Consider the following 18612-nt stretch of genomic DNA (forward strand, 5'->3'; position numbering starts at 1 on the left):
ACTCGTAACTTGACGGGTGAACAACAACCTCGTGATCCGGGTCACAGGGCGCAAGACCATCGCATTCTCCCCTTGAAGCGCAAGGAGATCACACGATGCTGCCCTGGAAACGAGTGGTCAGCCCCCTGGCCGCGCTCCTGCTGGCCGCCGCGGCCCTCGCTGTCCCCACCGCCACCGGCGCCCACGCCGCGGGCGCGCCCAGCTCGGGCTGGAACGACTACTCCTGCAAGCCGTCCGCCGCCCATCCCCGCCCCGTCGTCCTGGTCCACGGCACCTTCGGGAACTCCGTCGACAACTGGCTGGGGCTCGCGCCCTATCTGACCCACCGCGACTACTGCGTCTTCTCCCTCGACTACGGCCGGCTCGAGGGCGTCCCCTTCTTCCACGGTCTCGGCCCCATCGAGAAGTCCGCGCAGCAGCTCGACGTCTTCGTCGACAGGGTGCTCGCCGCGACCGGAGCGACGAAGGCCGACATCGTCGGACACTCGCAGGGCGGCATGATGCCCCGCTACTACCTCAAGTTCCTCGGCGGCGCCGACGAGGTGAACGCCCTCGTCGGGATCGCCCCCAGCAACCACGGCACCACCCTTGCCGGCCTCACCAACCTGCTGCCGTACTTCCCCGGCGTCGGGGACCTGCTGACCGAGGCCACCCCCGCCCTCGCCCAGCAGGTCGCCGGGTCGGACTTCCTCACCAGGCTCAACGCCGGCGGAGACACCGTGTCCGGCGTCCGCTACACCGTCATCGCCACCCGGTACGACGAGGTGGTCACCCCGTACCGCAGTCAGTACCTGAGCGGGCCGAACGTGCGTAACGTCCTGCTCCAGGACCTGTGTCCGGTCGACCTGTCCGAGCACGTGGCGATCGGGCTGATCGACCGGATCGCCTTCCACGAGGTCGCCAACGCCCTCGACCCGGCCCGCGCCCGACCCACCACCTGTGCCTCGGTGTTCACCTGACACGTGCAACCGCCCGGACGCACGGCGGAGCCTGTCCGGCCCGAGCCGCCGGACAGGCCCCGGGTCACGGTCGACGCGAGGTCGGTGATCGACGCGAGGTCAGCGGCCGTGCCGCCCGCTCGCCGCGCGCCGCCGGGTGGAGGCGAACAGCGCCGCCGAACCGAGCGCCAGGGCGGCGGCCCCGCCGACCATCAGGTACGGGGTGCTCCCGTCGCCGCCGGTCTCCGCGAGGTTCCCCGGAGCGCCGGCCGCCTTGGGCTGGTTGACGGTGGCCCCGGGGGTGCCCTCCGCGTCGGCGCCCGTAGCGCCACTGCCACTGCCACTGCCACTGCCACCGCCGGTGTCGGTGTCGGTGTCGGTGTCGGTGTCGGTGTCGGCCGGGGCCGGCTGCGCGGTGGTGTGCGGGTCGTCGTCTCCGTGACCGTGGTTCTCGATGGTCGACCTGCCGGTGCCGTCGTCGATCTGCTCCTCGGAGGGGGCGGAGGCGACCGGCGCCGGGGCGGCCTCGCCCTTGGGCGTGTCACCGGCGCCGGACCCGCTTCCGCTGTCGTCGGTGCCCCCGTTCGAGTCTCCTTCTCCTCCCCCGAACGAGACGTCCGAGCAGGAGTAGAACGCCTCCGGGCTGTCCGACCGCTGCCACACCGCGTACAGCAGATGCTTGCCCGACCGCTCGGGGAGGGCGCCGGAGAACGTGTAGAAACCGCCGGCCGCGGCCGGGTCGGTGGACGTCGCCACCGGGTTCGCCAGATCCAGGTCGCCCCAGCCCAGCGCTTTCGCCGGGTCGTAGCCGGGCTTGGTGATGTACACCTTGAAACCGCCCTTGTGGGGTGCGGTCACCCGGTACTTGAAGGTGTACGAGCCGCTGCTCACCGATGTCGCGGGCCAGTCGGCGCGGGCCAGGTCGAGCCCTTTGAACGCCTCGTTGTTCGCGCTGCACAGCTTGCCGTCGGGGATCAGCTCCTCGTGACGTCCGCCCGCGTCGCCGATGCGTACGCCGTTCCAGTCGTAGAGCGCCTGGGTGCCGCCGGCCGCGACCGCCGCCTGGCACGCCGCCGACTTCGGGCTCTCCGGACCCTCGGCGAAGCACTGCGCGACCCTGCTGACCGGGTCACCCATCGAACCGTGCGCGGCCGCCGGTGAGGCGGACAACCCGGTCAGGGCGAGCGGGACGATACCGACGGCGGCGACAGCGGCCTTGCGGCGTGCGGGCATGGTGCAGCAACTCCTCGGAAATTCAACGGGCTTGGGGATCCCGTGGGGGGTGGCTCAGAAGCTAGCCCCAAGAAACCGGGAAATCGCCCGCCGAAGGCCGCTCGCGGAGATCCTTATGGCCCCGTTAAGGGAGTGCTCAGGCTGGGATCAGGTAGGAACCCGCGAGCGGCCCCGGCCGAGGAGGCGCGTGGTGAACGGGAGAAGAGGAAGAGGGGCGGCCGTGGCCGGGGAGTGGGCCACCAGGTCCGGGCGATGTCCCTACGGATCTCCGGGCGCGGCGCGGAGCGGTCCTTCGGCTCGTCGCGGACCCGGCGGGCGGCTCGCCCTGGTCGAGGGGGTGGGGGGGGGAGGGTGAGCCCGGTCGGGATACCGGTGGACCGGCTCACCGCCCTCCTGGCTCCGCTCGGCGGGCGGGTGAGTGCGGAGCGACTGTCGGACGACGTGGCGCCGTGGGGCCGGGAGGCGGACGACGAGCGCTACGCGGTGGTCGTGGCGACGGACGACTGACCCGGACCCGGCCCCTTCACGCGAGCAGCGCGTCCAGCCCGCCCTCCTGGGCCAGGGTGTCCAGTTCGTCGAGGGCGGCCACCGCGGCGGCAGCGGCCCCGGGATCAGTCGAGGCGAGGCCGCTCACCTCGAACTCGTCCTCGTCCAGCCGCCGTACGTCCGTGCCGTCCACCGGGACCCACAGGTCCAGGTCGAGATCCTCGACCACCAGACGGTTGCCGGAGAGCTCGGCCGGGCGGGTGATGTCGCAGTAGTGGCCCTTGAGGGTGCCTGTGGCGGTGCGCACCTCCTTCACCGCGTACCAGCGGTCGCGCCAGTAGTACTCGGTGAAGATGTCGCCGGGCTCGAAGCGGACGAAGCCGAAGTCCCGCACACCGTCGCCCGCCCAGGGGGCGCGCACGGTGATGCGGGTGCCGTCGTCGGCGAGCAGTTCGGCCGGGTAGGCGGTCTTCGTGCGCCCCGCCTTGACGAGGACGACGTCCAGGAGGACCGGGCGGTCAGCCGAGTTCACGGACATACCGCACCTCCGTGCCACAGACCTCGTAGCCGAACCACTTGTTGATCGCGGTCATCGGCTCGTTCCCGGTGTCGTTGCCCGTGAACGCCTCCGTGTACCCGGCGGCGCGGGCGCGGTGCAGGGAGTCGTTCTTGGCGAGCTTGGCCAGCCCCCGGCCGCGGTGGGCCCTGGCGGTGCCGGTCATGGTTGTGCCGTACCGGGTGCCGCTGTCCGTGCGGGCCGTGGAGAGGGCGGCGGGCCGGCCGTCCACCACCGTCACCGAGGTCAGCTCGGGGCTGAACATCGGATGCCGCCAGGTCTCCTCCAGCCAGGCCTCGTAGTCGGTGAACTCCGTGTCCACATCGATCGGTTCGTCCGCCGTCGTTTCTGCGTCCAGCGCGAACAGCGGGCGCGGGCCGTCGGCGAAGTCCGAGCCCGTGCGCAACTCCACGCCGGGTGGTGGGTCCTCGAGCGGAGGGAGGATGCCGTTCGCCAGGTCCAGGCGGAGGACGTGGGCGGTGCGGCTCGCCCGGTAGGCGTGCCGCTCGGCGAAGGCGCGATTGCCGGGGTCGTCCAGCACCCAGGCGAACAGCCTGGTCGCCCCGTGCGCGGTCAGGCGCTTCTCGGCGGCGCGCACGAGCGCCGTCCCGGCACCCCGGCGCGTGTGCCCGGGAAACACGTACACGTTGATGTTGCCCCGGCCCGGCTCGGAGCTCTCGTGGGTCAGATGCACCTGCGCCGTGCCGATCACCTCGCCGTCGGCCACGGCGACGAGGGGACGGTAGTGGGCGTCGGGGTGCAGCCGGGTGAGGTCGTGGGCGAGGGACTCCGGGGTCAGGAGGCCGAACGGCAGCGCGGCGTGCCGGACGCGGGCGAAGCCCTCGAGGTCGGCGCGGGCTTCGGGGCGCAGGCCGCGGACGGTCACAGTCATGGATGCGCACGCTACGGGGAGACGTGCGGGGACTGCCTCTCATTTTCCGCTCGTTCTTTGCCGAGTGCGGGACAATCGGGCCGTGACCCTGAAGATCCATATCGACGACAGCGTGCCGCCGTACGAGCAGGTGCGGGTGCAGATCTCCGAGCAGGCCAGGTCGGGGGTGCTGCCGGTGGGCCACCGGCTGCCGACGGTACGGGGCCTGGCCCAGACCCTCGGCCTCGCCGCGAACACGGTGGCCAAGGCCTACCGCGCGCTGGAGGGGGACGGCGTGATCGAGACCCGCGGCCGCCACGGCACGTTCGTCGCCGCCGCGGGCTCGGCCGCGGAGCGTGAGGCCGCGGCGGCGGCCCAGGCGTACGCGGAGCGCGCGCGACGGCTCGGGCTGGACGAGGACGCGGCCCTGGCCGCCGCACGGGACGCGCTGCGGGCGGCGTACGAGGCGTAGCCGCGGGCCGTTGTACAGGAGGGGGAGCAGGGTGCGGGCGGAGGCCGGCTCGGTCCCGGAGCGCCCGGCCCCGTTCCCCCGCGCCTACAGGTACAGCCCCGCCTCCGCGTCCCCCCGCGGTTGTGGCAGTGCCGTCGGAGAGGTGCCCCTGCGCAGGGCGTACAGCTCGGCCAGGGTGGCGCCCTCGCGGCCCACGCCGTCCTCGTGGCCCAGCCAGTCCACCGCCTCGGCCCGGGTCAGCGACCCCACCTCGATCCGGGCGAGACAGCGGCCGGGGCGGACCACGGCCGGGTGGAGGCGCTCCAGGTCCTCGTTGGTGGTGACGCCCACCAGCACGTTGCGGCCCTGGCCGAGCAGGCCGTCGGTGAGGTTCAGCAACCGGGACAGGGCCTGCCCCGCGGTGTGCTTGGCCTCGCCGCGGATCAGTTCGTCGCAGTCCTCCAGCAGCAGCAGCCGCCAGCGGCCCCTGCCTGTCGGCGACTCCTCCTCGCCGATCGCGATGTCCATCAGGTAGCCGACGTCGGAGAAGAGCCGCTCCGGGTCCAGGACGCAGTCCACCCGGCACCAGTCCTGCCAGGAGCGGGCCAGCGTGCGCAGCGCGGACGTCTTCCCGGTGCCCGGCGGGCCGTGCAGCAGGAGCAGCCGGCCCGCGATGTCCTCGGGCGTGGTCTTCATCAGGCCGTCCATGGCGTCCGCCACCGGCGCGGTGTAGTTGGACCGGATCTCGTCCCAGGTGCCCGCGGAGATCTGCCGGGTGGTGCGGTGCGGGCCGCGACGCGGGGACACGTACCAGAAGCCCATGGTGACGTTCTCCGGCTGCGGTTCCGGTTCGTCCGCCGCGCCGTCCGTGGCCTCGCCGAGGACCCTCGCCGCGAGTTCGGCGGTGGTCGCGGTGACGGTGACGTCGGCACCCCGGTTCCAGCGGGAGACCAGCAGCGTCCAGCCGTCGCCCTGGGCCAGGGTGGCGCTGCGGTCGTCGTCCCGGGCGGTGCGCAGCACCTCGGCGCCCTTCGGCAGCAGGGTCGCGCCGGAGCGCACGCGGTCGATGTTCGCCGCGTGCGAGAACGACTGCTCACCCGTCGCGAAGCGGCCGAGGAACAGCGCGTCGACGACGTCGGACGGGGAGTCACTGTCGTCGACGTTGAGCCGGATCGGCAGTGCGTCGTGCGGGTTCGCTGGCATAGAGCCATGATCGGGCACACGGACGCCCCCGCGCACCCTGTTTCCCCGAGGCGCGCGGGGGCGCGTGACGTGTGTGAGGCGCGCCGTGTGCCCCCGTCACCGCCGCACGTGTGCCGCCAGCCGCCGCGCGTGCCGCGCCCGCCGGAGCACCGCGTACCCCTTGGTCAGGGCCCGGTCCCGGACGAAGACGCGGGTGAGGTCGCGGCCGTCCACCAGCCGCTCGAACCCGGCGGTGTCCGTCGACCGGCGCACGGTCACGCGCCGCAGCGCGTACGGCCCCTGCGCGCGGCGGGCGAGCCCGTTGCCGACGGCGAGTGCCTGCGCGTACCCCGTGTCCCGCACCGCCTCCCGCACCCGGCGGCTGGAGTAGCCGTAGGGATAGGCGAACGACGTCGGAGCGCGGCCCAGTTGATCCGAGACGATCTCCTTGCACAGGATCAGCTCGGAGCGCAGCCGCCGGTCGTCGAGCTGGTCGAGCTGCGGGTGGCTGTGGCTGTGGCCGCCGATCTCCACGCCCGCGGCGGCCAGTTCGCGGACCTGCGCCCAGTCGAGCATGCTGTCCGGGCCGCCCCCGGTGTCGTAGGGCCCCCGGAGCCAGCCCGTGGAGACGAACAGCGTGGCGGGGAAGCCGTGTTCGGCGAGGACCGGCAGGACGTGCCGGTGCACGCCCTCGTAGCCGTCGTCGAACGTGATGAGGACCGGCCGCGCGGGCAACGGCCGCCCGGTGCGCCAGCAGGCGGCCAGCTCGGCCGTGCCGACGGGGGTGAGGCCCCGCGCGGCGATCACCGCCATCTGTCCGGCGAACACCCGCGGGGACACGGACAGCGCGCGGGTGGCGTCGTTGGGGTCGTCGGCCACCGAGTGGTACATCAGGATCGGCACCCGTTCGTCAGACACGGACACCCCCCGGTCCCCTGTCCTGCCGGTCTTTCCCGCGGTGCGCCCCGCCCCCCGGGACCGACACGTCGACCACGGAGAACGTGACCCCGCCCCGCCGGGCCCGCACGCTCCCCACCACGTATCCACCCGCCGCCGTGAGCACCCCGGCGACGATCGTGCCCGCGCGCCCCGCCCCGCCCCGCCGGGCCGACAGGGCGTCCCGCAGCCCCCGCACCACCCCGGCGGGCAGCACCCGTGTGGTGTAACGGCGTTCCGACTCCAGCCCCTTGCCGGCGCCCACGCTGCGCGCCACCAGTGCTTTGGACAGGCCCTCGGCGTAGGTGCGGGTGAGGAAGTAGCGGAAGCGCTCGCGTGCCTCGGGCACCCGGTGGTGGACGACCGCGCGGTCGTCGATCAGCAGGACCGCGTCGGGCCGGGCGCGGCTGAGGCGGATGCACAGCTCCGTTTCCTCCCCGCCCAGTGGGCGCTTGTTCCCGCCCCGCCCGATCCCGGTGGCGAAGCCGCCCGCCGCGTCGAAGGCGGTGCGCCGGAAGGAGGCGTTGCCGCCGAGGACATTGCGCACCCGCACACGTCCGGCCGGCAGGCCCCGGTAGGTGCAGCCCACCACCCAGTCGAACTCCTCGGGGAACCAGCCGGGGCGCCGCCCCGATGCCCAGAGGGGATCGGTGCGTCCGCCGACCGCCATCACGCACGGATCGGCGTACGCTTCGGCGAAGTGCCCGAGCCAGTCGCGTTCGGCCACGGCGTCGTCGTCGAGGAACGCGACGATCCCACCGCGCGAGGCGGCGATGCCGGTGTTGCGTCCTGCGGACAGGCCACGGGGGCCCGCGTTGGCGAGCACCCGCACGCCGTCGGTCTCCTGGTACTCCTTGGCCAGCCGGTCCAGCAGAACCTGGTTGTGGTCCACGACCACCAGGGTCTCCAGGGCCGGGCGGGACTGCGCCCGCACCGAGGCGACTGCCGCGAGGACGTCCTCCCAGCGGTCCTCGGTGTAGGCGCAGATCACGACCGAGATGCCGGGCACTTCGGACGCGTCGGACCCGTCCGGCCCGTCCGGAGCACCCGTGATGCCGGGCTCGCTCAAGACACCTTCCCCCGGACCGTGTCGAGCAGCGGGGAGCGGCGCGGGCGGCGGCGCAGCGCACGCCGGTTGGAGCGCTCCTGGAGGATCACCCCGAGGACACGGAACCCGTCCCGCACGGCCCGCAGATTGCTCGCGCCGTGGATGCGCAGGTACTCGTGGCTGGGGATCTCCTGCACTCTCAGTCCGGCCTTGACGACCCGGATGTTCATCAGGGTCTCGACCTCGAAGCCGGTGCAGTCGAGGTCGATCTTGTCCAGGCAGTGCCGCCAGAACGCGTTGTAGCCGTAGCAGAGATCGGTGTAGCGGGCGCCGAACTTGCGGTTGACGGCCCCGCACAGGACCCGGTTGCCGAGCTTGCGGACGAAGGTCATGTCGTCGGTGCCGCCGCCGTTGGCGAAGCGGGACCCCTTGGCGAAGTCCGCGCCCGAGACGAGGGCGGAGACGTACGACACGATCTCGTTGCCGTCCGCCGAGCCGTCCGCGTCGACCATCACGATGATGTCGCCGGTGCAGGCCTGGAACCCGGCGTTCAGGGCGTCCCCCTTGCCCTTGCCGCGCTGTTCGACGACCTTGACGTCCGGCCGCAGCCCGCGCGCCACTTCGACGGTGTTGTCGGTGGAGTTGCCGTCGACCAGGACCACTTCGTGGATCCAGTCGGGAAGCGTCTTGAAGACGTACGGCAGGTTCTCCGCCTCGTTCATGGCCGGTATCACCACGCTCACCGGTGGTGCGATGGCCAGGTGCGAGGAGACGGGCCGGTACTTTCCGGTGGCCGGCGGATTCTGGTCCTCGGTCGCCGGCTGCAGAACGGAACTCATCAGTCTGATCCCTCTCGTCCGGTGGGCCGCCCGCCCCTGGGCAGCCCGGCTGTTCGTCCGGTTCGAAAGGGGGGTTCTCACCCGTGCACGACGCGGACAAGAGCTTCGTGCACGCCGGGTGAGCTGGCAAAACTGGCCGGCCGCGGCACACGCCGGCCGACCGCGCGGCCCGGCTCGGTCCCCATTGCGGTCACCGAGCACGGCACCCCCCTACCGCGCCCCGCGCCGGTGCGTCGCGGTCCTGAGCCCTCCCCTGGAGCCGCTTACTGACGGACCGATGCGGGTGAGATGTATTGCGATGTATCACGGTATTGACGATTGAGCCTGTATGGCAAGGCCTGAAAACAGAACTCACGTTTTCGTCGGTTTGGGTGTTACGCGTGGCTCCGACTGTGGTGACTCGTGCGAAGAGGTGTGCCGGTGCGGATGGTCTGCATGGCCGACTTTTCCCCTTGAAGCGTCGGATGCCAGGCTTCAATCTGACGCAGCCCGTTGTGGGCGTCAAGGGTGAAACAGCCTCAAGGCCTGAATTCGTCCGGGATTGAACAGATGTTCTGATGGCCGGCGGTGGCGGCGCGGCGGTGCTCCTGTGGCGACCCGTCAGTGGTCCGGCGGTGGCCGGACGGTGACCCCGTGGGCGTGCGGTGGTTCTGTGGGTGTGCGGTGGTTCTGTGGTGAACGAATTGCGGGTTTCCTGGGGAGGGGTCGGCATTTTTGGCATGGACACTTCCAGTCAACGCGCGTAGCCGCTATGAAGGTTGCGGCAGAGATCCTGCTAAGGGAGGTTCCATGAGACGTTCCCGACTTTCCGTCTATCTCGGTTCCATCCTCCTCGCCGTCGTTACCACCCTCACCGGGGCAGCCACGGCGAACGCGTCCCAACAGGCCGCAGCGGACGGCTATGTGGCGCTCGGAGACTCCTACTCCTCCGGCGTCGGAGCAGGCAGCTACATCAGCTCCAGCGGAGACTGCAAGCGCAGTACGAAGGCCTATCCCTACCTCTGGAACGCCGCCAACTCACCCTCGTCCTTCAACTTCACCGCCTGTTCGGGCGCCCGAACGGATGAAGTTCTGGCATCGCAGCTCGGCCCGCTCGGCACCAGCACCGGTCTCGTCTCGATCAGCGTCGGCGGCAACGACGCGGGCTTCGCCGACGTCATGACGACCTGTGTGCTCCAGTCGGAGAGCACCTGCCTCTCCCGGATCAACACCGCGCGCTCGTACGCCACCTCGACGCTCCCCGGCAAGCTCAACAACGTCTACTCGGCCATCCGCGCCCGGGCCCCGAACGCCGAGGTCGTCGTCCTCGGCTACCCCCGCTTCTACCAGCTCGGAACCACCTGCATCGGCCTCTCCGAAGCCAAGCGGGCGGCCATCAACAACGCGGCCGACCTCCTCAACAGCGTCACCGCCCAGCGCGCCAACGCCCACGGCTTCACCTTCGCCGACGTGCGCGCCCCGTTCACCGGCCACGAGATCTGCTCCGGCAACTCCTGGCTGCACAGCGTGAACTGGGCCAACATCGGTGAGTCCTACCACCCGAAGGCGGCCGGCCAGTCCGGCGGTTACCTCCCGGCCTTCAACAGCGCGGCCTGATCCGCCGGGGGAGCCGCCTTCCCCGGGGCGGCTCCTTCAAGTCCACGTCGCCCCGCGGCCGTACACCTCATTCCTCAGGGAGGGCCGCCGAACCAGCAGGAGAGGAGGAGACCCCGTCCGGCGGGGTCTCCTCCTCGCACGTCACCGAGAACGGCACCGAGTCCGACGTCGTGTGCACGGGCTCCCGCACCTCCACCCCGATGCTGTTCTCGAACGTCCCGGACTCCAGGTACGTCGTCACGATCACCGTGTCCTGCTTCGTGCGCCCGCCGCCGTCCGGGAACGACAGCGTCCGCCACCCCGGGTCGGCCACCGACCGGTCCTCGCCCGCCCAGCGGTAGGACACCTCCGCGGGCAGCCGCCCCACGGTGAACGTCGCCGTGAACGAGGGCGCCCCCTCTCTCGGCGGGGGGCAGGCACCCGAGTACTCCGTGTGCGTGCCCTCCACGGTCACCCGCACCGACTGCTGCGGCGGGGGACTCTCCTCGCCGTCGCCGTCGCCGTCGCCGTCGCCGTCGCCGTCGTACTCGGAGGTCGCCGGGGCGGATCCGCCGGTCTGCCCGGTTCCGTCGTCGCTCCCGGATCCGCTGTCGCCGTCGCCGGGCCGTGCGGACGAACCCGCCCCGCCCGTAGGGCTGTCCGTGCCGCTCCCACGGTTCAGCAGGGCGTACGTCAGACCGGTCAGTGCCAGGGCCAGTACGGCCACGCCCACGACCAGGACGACGGCGGCCCGGCGACCGCGTCCGGGACGGGCGACCGCGGTGGTTCCGGCGGACAGGGGCGGGTCCGGGTGCGTGCGGGTCGTCACGGTGGGGACGTACGGGGCCGGCCCCGCCGTACCGGCGCCCGGTGTGCGGCCCGCGCCGAGGAGCCGCAGGTCCTGCTGCGCCTGCACCGCAGACAGTCGCTCGGCCGGGTCCTTGCGCAGCAGGCCCTCGATGACCGGGGCCAGCGGTCCCGCCCGGCGCGGGGGCGGCAACTCCTCGTCGACGATCGCGCGCAGTGTGCTCAGCGGGGTGTCCTGACGGAACGGCGAGCTGCCCTCCACCGTCGCGTACAGCAGTACACCGAGCGACCACAGGTCGGACTCGGGGCCGGGCGTGCGGCCCAACGCCCGCTCCGGAGGGAGGAACTCGGGTGATCCGATCACCTCACCGGTCATGGTCAGCGCGGAGCTGCCTTCGACCGTGGCGATCCCGAAGTCGGTGAGGACGATCCGCCCGTCGTTCGCGATCAGCACGTTGGCGGGCTTCACGTCCCGGTGCAGCACCCCGGCGCCGTGCGCGGCGCGCAGCGCGGCGAGCACCTCCGCACCGATGTGCGCGGCCCGCCGAGGGTCCAACGGGCCCTCGGTGTCCAGCACCTCGGCCAGGGACAGACCGCGGACCAGTTCCATGACGATCCACGGGCGCCCGTCCTCGGTCGCCACGTCGTACACCGTCACCACGTTGCGATCGGTGATCCGGGCCGCCGCCCACGCCTCCCGTTCCAGCCGGGCGTACATCCGCTCCACGTCGGACGCCGGCAGTCCGGCCGGGGCACGGACCTCCTTGACGGCGACCTCGCGGTGCAGCACCTCGTCACGGGCCCGCCACACGGTCCCCATGCCGCCCTCGCCCAGCGGTGACAGCAGCCGGTACCGGCCCGCGACCACCCGCTCACTGCCCGGTCCCTCGGACATGGCGCCCCCCATCGCATCCGGGCGAATTCTCCGTTTCCTCATGAACGTAGCTCAGCCGAGTGCGGATGCCGCCCCCCTGAACACCAATCCGGCCCCCAGGGCCACGACGACGAATGCCGATCCCAGGGGTGCGCTCCGGCGCATCAGCGCGACCGCCGGGCGTGCTGTCCAGTGCGGGCGCCGGGCCAGGAGCCGGTTCACACCGCTGCCCGCCTTCACCACGGCGTACCCGGCGGCGGTGAGGGTGAGGGCCAGCCCGACGCCGTACGCGACGACGAGCAGCAGCCCGAACCAGGCATGACCGAGCGCCGCGGCGCCCACCAGCACGACCACGGCGGACGGACTGGGCACCAGCCCGCCGGCGAGACCGAGCAGGACCGTGCCGCGCAGGGTGGGGGCGACGGCGTGGGTGTGCGTGCGACCGCCATGGGTGTGCTCGACGGCGTGGGTGTGCCCGGCCGGGTGGAGGCGGGCGTGGGAGTCCGCGTGACCGGGGTGGCCGTGAGCACCGTCCGCGTCCGCGTGGGTGTGTCCGTGTCCGTGGTCGTGGTCGTGGTCGTGCGTGTGGTCGTGGTCGTGGTCGTCACTGTGGTCATACCCGTGGCTGTGGTCATGCCCGTGTTCGTGTCCGTGACGGTGCGAGAGGTCCGGTGCGGCCTTCCGGTTGCGCAGGGCCCGGCGGAGGAGGCTCGCGCCCGCCAGGGTGACGAGGGCGCCGCTCGCGATGCCCAGCCAGGCGACGACCGAGGGCGTGGCGGCCGAACCGGCGGTGACCAGCAGGCCGAGCGCCACCACGCCGAGGGTGTGGGTGACCGTCACCGAGGCGGCCATCGGCAGGACGTCCCGCAGCCGGGCCCTGCCGCCCCGGGCCGCCGCCGTCGCGGCCATGAGCGTCTTGCCGTGCCCCGGTGCGAGTGCGTGCATCGCGCCCAGGACCACCGCGATCAGCAGCGCGAGCGCCGCGAAGCCCGCCGTGAGATCGTGCCGGGCGACGAGGTCGTCGAGGGCGCGCGTCCACCGGTCCGCGCCGCGGGGCAGCACGGAGGCGGCGGGCGCTTCGGTCTCCTCCCCCTCACCCGCCAGCGCCGGCCCGCCCGTACGCACCCGGAGGGACGCGGTCGCCGTGTCCGCGGGGGAGGACAGCAACTCCTCCGGGTACCGGGTCAGCTCACGCGACAGCGACGTCTCGGGCACGTCCGACGAGGCCAGCGTCATCCGGTCGCCGCGGGCGGTGACCTCCCGCCAGCCGGGACCCGAGGACGCCCCGGCCCCGCGGAAGGAGACGTCCACCGTGTCGTCCTCGGGCAGCGGAGCGGTCAGGTCGCACTCCACGCGCAGCGTGTCGAGCCCGGCCTGACCGGGGTGCGCGCGCGCACGGCTGCTCCGCACGGTGACCGGGGCCTTGCGCCCGTTCATACGCACCTCGCTGTCGCGGGCGGCGTCGGCGCACCGCCGACGGGCCCACCCGCCCGTGCCCAGAGCCTCGACATCCGGCTTCGCCTGGGTGGCCGGGATCTCGGCGAGGTCCTCGACATGGTGGACGCGGAGCTCGCCCGGCGTGGCGACCAGACCGTCGTACCGGTTGACGGTGAAGTTGCCGAGCGGATGCGCGCTCGCTGCGGACGCCGGGAGCAGCGTGAGCGCGCAGGCGGCGGCGAGGACGGCGGCACCGGTGGCGAGACGGCGGCCGGTGCCGCCGGCGGAGGAGCGGCGGAGGTTCACCGTGCCGCCTCCAGGTCCTCGAGGGCGGCACGGGCCGCGCGGGCGCCGAGGGGGGAGAACCCGGGGTTCAGTTCCAGGGCGGCGGTGAGGGACCGGCGGGCATCGGCGTCGTGGCCGGTGGCGCGTTCGATCATGCCGCGGTGGTGGAGGAAGGCGGCGTTGCGGTAGCCGGTGGCCGTCGCCCGGCGGGCGTAGGGGAGCGCCTCCTCGGAGCGCCCGCTGCGGTGCAGGGCCCAGGCGAGGGCGTCCGCGGTGTGCACGCTGTGCCGGCGGGCCCATTCGGCGCGGGCCGCGCGCAGGGCCGCTTCGGGGTCGCCGTGATCGGCGGCGGCGAGCGCGGTGTCCAGGTCGGCATTGACCCCACCGGCGCGGGCGAGGGCGGCCTGGGCGTCGACGAGGGCGTACTGGTCGGCCGCTTTCGTACGGTCGCCGTCGGCGCCCCGGACCTCGTACAGCTCGCCGAGGGCGACCAGCGGGCCGGGCAGCGGGGAGCGGGCGACAACCCGCTCCAGCGTCCCGATCGCGCCCGCGTGGTCACCGCTCGCGGCCTGGGCGCGGGCCCGGCCCTCCAACGCCGGGAGGTACTCCTCGTCGGCGGCGAGGGCACGGGCGAAGTGGGTGAGAGCGGTCTCGTGGTCGCCCTGGTTCCAAGCCAGCTGGCCGAGAGCGGTCGCCACGTACGCCACGTCGGCGGGCGTGGACGCGCCGTCCAGGGCCCGCTCCAGCACCTCGCGCGCGGTCCGCACGTCCCCGCGCAACTCCCGTACGTACGCGTACCGCGTGAAGACGGGCACCCCCGGCCGGCGGCTGTCCGCGGTGTCCGCGGCGTCGGAAGCCTCGTCGTACCGGCCGAGCTCCACGAGGGCGTCGATACGGGAGGACAGGGCGCGCTCGCTGTAGGGGTTCTGCCGCAGGGCCCGGTCGGCGTGTTCCAGGGCGCCGGAGAAGTCGTGGCGGGCCGCGGCGAGGGCGGCACGGCCGGCCAGGGCCTGCTCGTTGCCGGGTTCGAGCCCGAGAGAGCGGTCGAACGCCCGGTCGGCCTGCGGATAGCGCGACGGGTCTCCCTTGGTCCGCGCCTGCTCGACGTAGGCCAGCCCCAGGTCTGCCCACCCGCCGAAGTCCCTGGGCTGGGCGCGGAGATGGGACTGCAGGGCCCGGATCCCCGCGTCCAGGTCGCCTCCGGCGAGCACACCGGCCGCGAGCGCCCCGGCCGCGGGAGCGGCATCGGCACCGGCCCGCGCTCCGTCCCCGCCGCTGCCGACGGCGACCGCTCCGGCGGTCATCGCGACCGCCAACAACGCGGCGCACACCGTGAGGTGCGCCCCGCGCGAGCGGCGCGCAGCGGCGGAGAACCGGCGCAGGGCAGCCACCCGCACGCCGGGCGAGAAGGTTCGGACGGCGGGCTCGGCCGCCTCGGCCCCGGCTACCGCCCCGCCGCCGGCCCCGGCCTGGGGCGCCTCGGCGCCGGTCCCCTCCCCGGACCCGGTGCCGGCCTGGTTCCCGGGTGAGGTGCCGGGCTCGCCCCCGGTGCCCGGTTGCAGGGGCCCGGCGTCCGGCGGGGCGATGGGCTCCGTGGCACCGGTGAGCCCGGCCGGCCCGGTGTCCCGGCCGTTCTTCGGGCCGTGGTCGTTCGTACGCGGAGGCATGCCTCTCCTCGGTTGTTCGCTGGCTCGCTTGTCCGCCTGCCCACCTGGTACGGGGGACCGGCGGCGCGGCCCGTGCCGCGGGGGATGGAGGGGACGGGCCGCGCCTGTCACCGGGGCGGGCCGAAGGGCCCGCCTGCCGGAGGGGAGGGAAAGGACCAAGGACCTCGGCCCTGGGCCCTGGGCCCGTCCTGCCCCGCCCCGGCGGGCGCAGTGGTTCAGTACGCCCGGCCGCGCATCCTGCGCCACCACATCAGGGCCCCGCCGATCAGCAGGATCCCGAGGGCTCCCGCACCCGCGGACGCGGCGATCAGGGTGGTGCCGTCGGAGCCCTCGGCCCCGGCCGGCCGCAGCGCGTCACCGAGCTGGTTGCGCACGTCGTTGCCGCTGTCCACGCCCTCGGCGAGCGGGCCGCGCGACCCCTCCGTCGGGTTGGCCAGGTACGGGAACGAGGCGCCGAACTCCTTGTCGTTGGCGTCGACCGCGTCACCGAGGTCGTTCTCCGCGCCGACCAGCTCGCCCTCGACGACCTGGAGCGCCGCGTCGATCACGTCGTCCGTCAGCCGGCGCCCGTTGGGGAAGCCCGCGTTGTCGCCGTCCAGCACACCGAGCCGCTTCGGCTCGGCCGCCGGCTCGATCGACGTGTTGAGGCGCAGCATCTCCGACGGCGTCACGTGCGGCGGCTGGTTGAGCCCCTCGACGCCCTTGAGGAAGACGTCGACGAGGTCGTCGCGCGGCTCGGCGGGGGCTTCGATCTTGTAGATCGCCTCGATGAGCTTCGGCAGCTCGGGGTGGGTGACGTTCTCGAGGAACTGCGCGTCGTCCCGCGGCTCGGACGCGTTGAACGTGTCCTTGTCCCTCAGCGGGTTGACGACCTCGTTCACCAGAGGATTGCCCAGCCGCGACACCTGGGTGAACTTCCCCTTGGCGTTCTTGCGCTGGGTCGTGGACCAGATGCCGACGACCGGCTGGTCCGCCGACTCGGCGATCATGTCCGTCGGCACCTGGAGGGCCAGCGAGTTGACGTTGTACCCCTTGAGGGTGTCGTTGCCGACCTCGGAGAGGTTCCCGCCGTACAGCAGGTCGAAGACGCGCAGGTCCAGGAAGAACGGGTCGTCGGCCTGCCCGGCGAACGTCGTGGCACCGCCCGCCAGTTCGTGCACGGCCTGCTTGCGGAGTTTGTCGTAGTCCGGCATGGACGCCTTGCCGACGTTCGACGGCGCCACCGGGATGTCGTCCGCGATCTTCGTACGGGACACCAGGTGCTGGTCCTTCAGCTTGAGCAGCTCGATGTCGTAGGTCTGTGTGATGTTGAGGTCCGGGTCGTCCAGGCTGGTGACCGGACCCGTGTTGTAGAGGAACGTCTTCTCGTTCTTCGTGTGCGTCCGGAAGGTGTAGCGGAACAGCAGTTCGCCCTGCGCGTCGCCGTTGGTGTCGATGTGCAGGTCGTACTGCGCGTCCTCGGCGAACGTGAAGAAGTTCGGTCCGCCGGCCGGCTCCTCGAACGGTATCCAGTTCGCGATGATCGTCGTCGTGTCCGGCTTGTCGGGGCTGACGAACGCGTACAGGTCGGTGTTGTCGTACTGCGGGGTGCCCGAGATCAGCGGGGCCTCCCGGTGACTGGAGGCGGAGGCCGCCCCCGGTTCCAGTGCTGCCGTGCCGGCGGCGGCGAGCCCACCGGCGGCCAGTGCGCCACAGATCAGGGTCGCGAGGCTCCTGCGTCCCGCGCCGGTCCTGGAGTTAGGTGTCATGCCGTCCGTCCTCAGTGCCAACTTGCCTGACGCACCGGGATTCGGAGCCGGGCCCGGGCCGGATTGGTCGAGAGGAAAAAAAATTTCGACGGGTCCGCCGCATCCGGACGCCCGTAGTATTTCTCGCTGCCCGACCCGCGTTTTCGGTCCGCTGATCCGTATCTCCCATCCGGAGGCGTGCTCGCTGCGAAGGCCTTGTGTGACCGGGTGGCCCGAATGGGCCGGGAGAGGGGGTGCGCGTTGGAGGCGGACGAGCTTCTGGTGCGGGTGGCAGGGGGCGACCAGAAGGCATTCGAGGCGCTGTACGCCCTGGTGTCCGGGCCGGTGTACGGACTGGTGCGAAGGGTGGTGCGCGACCCCGCCCAGTCGGAGGAGGTGGTACAGGAGGTGCTGCTCGAACTCTGGCGCTCCGCCGCCCGGTTCGACCCGGGACGGGGCAGCGCGCTGTCCTGGGTGCTCACCCTCGCCCACCGCCGGGCCGTCGACCGGGTGCGCAGCGCCCGCGCGGCCGGGGAGCGCGAGCAGCGTGAAGCCGCCCGGCGCGGCAGCGGGCCCGCGTTCGACCAGGTCGCGGAGGAGGTCGAGGCCGGCCTCGAACGCGAGTGGGTGCGCCGTTGCCTGGACCGGCTCACCGCGCTGCAGCGGCAGTCGGTCACCCTCGCCTACTACGACGGCTACACCTACCGTGAGGTCGCCGAACGGCTCTCCCTGCCACTCGGTACGGTCAAGACACGCATGCGCGACGGTCTGACCCGACTGCGCGACTGCCTGGGAGGTGCCGCATGAGCTTCCTGGACCGGTTGCTCGGCGGCGGGGGCCGTGGAGAGCTCCACTCGCTGGCCGCCCCCTATGCGCTCGACGCACTCGAGCCTGCCGAACGCGTCCGCTTCGAAAGGCACCTGGCGACCTGCCGACGCTGTGCCGCCGAGGTACGCGCCCTCGCCGAGGACGCCGTCCGCCTCGCCTGGTCCACGGCAGCCCCCGCCCCACCCGCCCTGCGCGACCGGGTCATGGCCGCCGTACGGACCACCCCGCAGGACCCCGCCCCCGCCCCCGCCCCCGCCCCCGGCTTCGGATCCCCGGAGCAGACGCGTGCGCGTGCGCCGCAACTCCCTCCCCACGCATGGGGAACCGGGCCCGTGCCGCCGGCCGGCAGGCGGCACCGGATGCCGTTGTTCGTGCCCTTCGCGACGGCCACCGCCGCCGCTGCCCTCGTCGTCGCCGCGCTGTTCGCCGTCCAGGCGAACCAGACCCAGGACCAACTGACCGCCGAACGGGACCGTGCGCGTGAGATCGCCCACGTTCTCGCCGCTCCCGACGCCCTTGCGAACAGTGGCCGCGACACGGAGGGCGGCACGATCGGAGTGGTCGCCTCCGCATCGGAGCGGAGCGCCGTCGTCACCCTCGGCGGATACGACGACCCGCCGAACGGACGTGTGCGTCAGCTCTGGCTCATGCGCCCCGGCGCACAACCGCGCTCCCTCGGGCTCTTCGAGAGCGGCGCACCTCTCGTCGCCTCCGATCTCGACACCTCCGCGACGTCACTCGCCGTAACCGTCGAGCCGGACGGAGGATCTCCGCAGCCCACCACCCAGCCGGTTGTTCAACTCGCCCTGAAAGCTCTTGGATTCGGAGAGTAACCGTCACGTGTTCGTCAACCTCCTTACGGGGAAGGTGAA

At 72.7% G+C, this 18612-nt stretch carries 16 protein-coding genes and 1 pseudogene; 6 read left to right on the forward strand and 11 right to left on the reverse strand.

What is annotated here, in order from left to right:
- Positions 1–95: 95 nt before the first annotated feature.
- Entirely contained in the window at positions 96–959 is an 864-nt protein-coding gene (locus HUV60_RS27220; RefSeq protein WP_257849828.1) for an esterase/lipase family protein, read from the forward strand.
- Between the two features lie 99 nt (positions 960–1058).
- Here the strand turns inward: HUV60_RS27220 and HUV60_RS27225 are convergent, their stop codons facing one another.
- Positions 1059–2171 carry a lytic polysaccharide monooxygenase auxiliary activity family 9 protein gene (locus HUV60_RS27225; RefSeq protein WP_257849829.1) on the reverse strand — a complete coding sequence of 371 codons (1113 nt, stop codon included), beginning with the start codon at positions 2169–2171 and terminating at the stop codon, positions 1059–1061.
- A gap of 307 nt (positions 2172–2478) precedes the next feature.
- On the opposite strand from HUV60_RS27225, the pseudogene HUV60_RS27230 reads away from it, so the two are divergent.
- Positions 2479–2678 (forward strand): annotated as a pseudogene (locus tag HUV60_RS27230) (SAM-dependent methyltransferase); the annotation flags it as partial.
- Positions 2679–2694: 16 nt separating this feature from the next.
- On the opposite strand, the gene HUV60_RS27235 reads toward HUV60_RS27230, so the two are convergent.
- A complete protein-coding gene (locus HUV60_RS27235; RefSeq protein ID WP_257849830.1) occupies positions 2695–3195 on the reverse strand; it encodes a DUF402 domain-containing protein in 501 nt (166 codons plus the stop codon).
- On the reverse strand, positions 3176–4105 hold the full coding sequence (locus HUV60_RS27240) for a GNAT family N-acetyltransferase (RefSeq protein WP_257849831.1): 930 nt from the start codon (positions 4103–4105) through the stop codon (positions 3176–3178). The genes HUV60_RS27235 and HUV60_RS27240 overlap by 20 nt, the downstream gene beginning before the upstream one ends.
- 82 nt (positions 4106–4187) lie before the next feature.
- Between HUV60_RS27240 and HUV60_RS27245 the strand changes: the two genes are divergently transcribed.
- On the forward strand, positions 4188–4556 hold the full coding sequence (locus HUV60_RS27245) for a GntR family transcriptional regulator (RefSeq protein WP_257849833.1): 369 nt from the start codon (positions 4188–4190) through the stop codon (positions 4554–4556).
- Between the two features lie 84 nt (positions 4557–4640).
- Here the strand turns inward: HUV60_RS27245 and HUV60_RS27250 are convergent, their stop codons facing one another.
- The 4 genes from HUV60_RS27250 to HUV60_RS27265 form a co-directional block, all read right to left on the reverse strand.
- Positions 4641–5738, reverse strand: a complete 1098-nt coding sequence (locus HUV60_RS27250; protein ID WP_257849834.1) for an ATP-binding protein — start codon at positions 5736–5738, stop codon at positions 4641–4643.
- A 96-nt stretch (positions 5739–5834) separates the two neighbouring features.
- On the reverse strand, positions 5835–6635 hold the full coding sequence (locus HUV60_RS27255; protein ID WP_257849835.1) for a polysaccharide deacetylase family protein: 801 nt from the start codon (positions 6633–6635) through the stop codon (positions 5835–5837).
- Entirely contained in the window at positions 6628–7662 is a 1035-nt protein-coding gene (locus HUV60_RS27260) for a glycosyltransferase family 2 protein (RefSeq protein WP_257850279.1), read from the reverse strand. The genes HUV60_RS27255 and HUV60_RS27260 overlap by 8 nt, the downstream gene beginning before the upstream one ends.
- A 56-nt stretch (positions 7663–7718) precedes the next feature.
- Positions 7719–8540, reverse strand: a complete 822-nt coding sequence (locus tag HUV60_RS27265; RefSeq protein WP_257849836.1) for a glycosyltransferase family 2 protein — start codon at positions 8538–8540, stop codon at positions 7719–7721.
- A gap of 789 nt (positions 8541–9329) precedes the next feature.
- On the opposite strand from HUV60_RS27265, the gene HUV60_RS27270 reads away from it, so the two are divergent.
- Positions 9330–10136 (forward strand): SGNH/GDSL hydrolase family protein, encoded by an 807-nt coding sequence (locus HUV60_RS27270; protein WP_257849837.1) that lies wholly within the window; start codon positions 9330–9332, stop codon positions 10134–10136.
- Between the two features lie 67 nt (positions 10137–10203).
- Here HUV60_RS27270 and HUV60_RS27275 read toward each other — a convergent pair whose 3' ends face one another.
- The 4 genes from HUV60_RS27275 to HUV60_RS27290 form a co-directional block, all read right to left on the reverse strand.
- Entirely contained in the window at positions 10204–11817 is a 1614-nt protein-coding gene (locus HUV60_RS27275; RefSeq protein WP_257849838.1) for a serine/threonine-protein kinase, read from the reverse strand.
- Between the two features lie 51 nt (positions 11818–11868).
- Positions 11869–13539: a HoxN/HupN/NixA family nickel/cobalt transporter gene (locus tag HUV60_RS27280; RefSeq protein WP_257849839.1), complete on the reverse strand. Its 1671-nt coding sequence runs from the start codon at positions 13537–13539 to the stop codon at positions 11869–11871.
- Positions 13536–15185: a tetratricopeptide repeat protein gene (locus HUV60_RS27285; protein ID WP_257849840.1), complete on the reverse strand. Its 1650-nt coding sequence runs from the start codon at positions 15183–15185 to the stop codon at positions 13536–13538. The genes HUV60_RS27280 and HUV60_RS27285 overlap by 4 nt, the downstream gene beginning before the upstream one ends.
- A 215-nt stretch (positions 15186–15400) precedes the next feature.
- Positions 15401–16933, reverse strand: coding sequence for a DUF4331 domain-containing protein (locus HUV60_RS27290; protein ID WP_257849841.1), 1533 nt, complete (start codon positions 16931–16933; stop codon positions 15401–15403).
- Between the two features lie 216 nt (positions 16934–17149).
- Between HUV60_RS27290 and HUV60_RS27295 the strand changes: the two genes are divergently transcribed.
- Both HUV60_RS27295 and HUV60_RS27300 read left to right on the forward strand, forming a co-directional pair.
- Positions 17150–17719, forward strand: a complete 570-nt coding sequence (locus HUV60_RS27295; RefSeq protein WP_269441286.1) for a sigma-70 family RNA polymerase sigma factor — start codon at positions 17150–17152, stop codon at positions 17717–17719.
- On the forward strand, positions 17716–18573 hold the full coding sequence (locus HUV60_RS27300; protein ID WP_257849842.1) for an anti-sigma factor: 858 nt from the start codon (positions 17716–17718) through the stop codon (positions 18571–18573). The genes HUV60_RS27295 and HUV60_RS27300 overlap by 4 nt, the downstream gene beginning before the upstream one ends.
- Positions 18574–18612 lie beyond the last annotated feature (39 nt).

It is taken from the genome of Streptomyces sp. KMM 9044 (genome assembly GCF_024701375.2).
Taxonomy (GTDB): Bacteria; Actinomycetota; Actinomycetes; order Streptomycetales; family Streptomycetaceae; genus Streptomyces.

What these genes read in the sequence shown, in the direction of transcription:
- HUV60_RS27220 (WP_257849828.1), top strand. Translation starts at nt 96, where the DNA reads ATGCTGCCCTGGAAACGAGTGGTCAGCCCCCTGGCCGCGCTCCTGCTG.
- HUV60_RS27225 (WP_257849829.1), bottom strand. Translation starts at nt 2,171, where the DNA reads ATGCCCGCACGCCGCAAGGCCGCTGTCGCCGCCGTCGGTATCGTCCCG.
- HUV60_RS27235 (WP_257849830.1), bottom strand. Translation starts at nt 3,195, where the DNA reads ATGTCCGTGAACTCGGCTGACCGCCCGGTCCTCCTGGACGTCGTCCTC.
- HUV60_RS27240 (WP_257849831.1), bottom strand. Translation starts at nt 4,105, where the DNA reads ATGACTGTGACCGTCCGCGGCCTGCGCCCCGAAGCCCGCGCCGACCTC.
- HUV60_RS27250 (WP_257849834.1), bottom strand. Translation starts at nt 5,738, where the DNA reads ATGCCAGCGAACCCGCACGACGCACTGCCGATCCGGCTCAACGTCGAC.
- HUV60_RS27265 (WP_257849836.1), bottom strand. Translation starts at nt 8,540, where the DNA reads ATGAGTTCCGTTCTGCAGCCGGCGACCGAGGACCAGAATCCGCCGGCC.
- HUV60_RS27270 (WP_257849837.1), top strand. Translation starts at nt 9,330, where the DNA reads ATGAGACGTTCCCGACTTTCCGTCTATCTCGGTTCCATCCTCCTCGCC.
- HUV60_RS27275 (WP_257849838.1), bottom strand. Translation starts at nt 11,817, where the DNA reads ATGTCCGAGGGACCGGGCAGTGAGCGGGTGGTCGCGGGCCGGTACCGG.
- HUV60_RS27285 (WP_257849840.1), bottom strand. Translation starts at nt 15,185, where the DNA reads ATGCCTCCGCGTACGAACGACCACGGCCCGAAGAACGGCCGGGACACC.
- HUV60_RS27290 (WP_257849841.1), bottom strand. Translation starts at nt 16,933, where the DNA reads ATGACACCTAACTCCAGGACCGGCGCGGGACGCAGGAGCCTCGCGACC.
- HUV60_RS27295 (WP_269441286.1), top strand. Translation starts at nt 17,150, where the DNA reads ATGGGCCGGGAGAGGGGGTGCGCGTTGGAGGCGGACGAGCTTCTGGTG.
- HUV60_RS27300 (WP_257849842.1), top strand. Translation starts at nt 17,716, where the DNA reads ATGAGCTTCCTGGACCGGTTGCTCGGCGGCGGGGGCCGTGGAGAGCTC.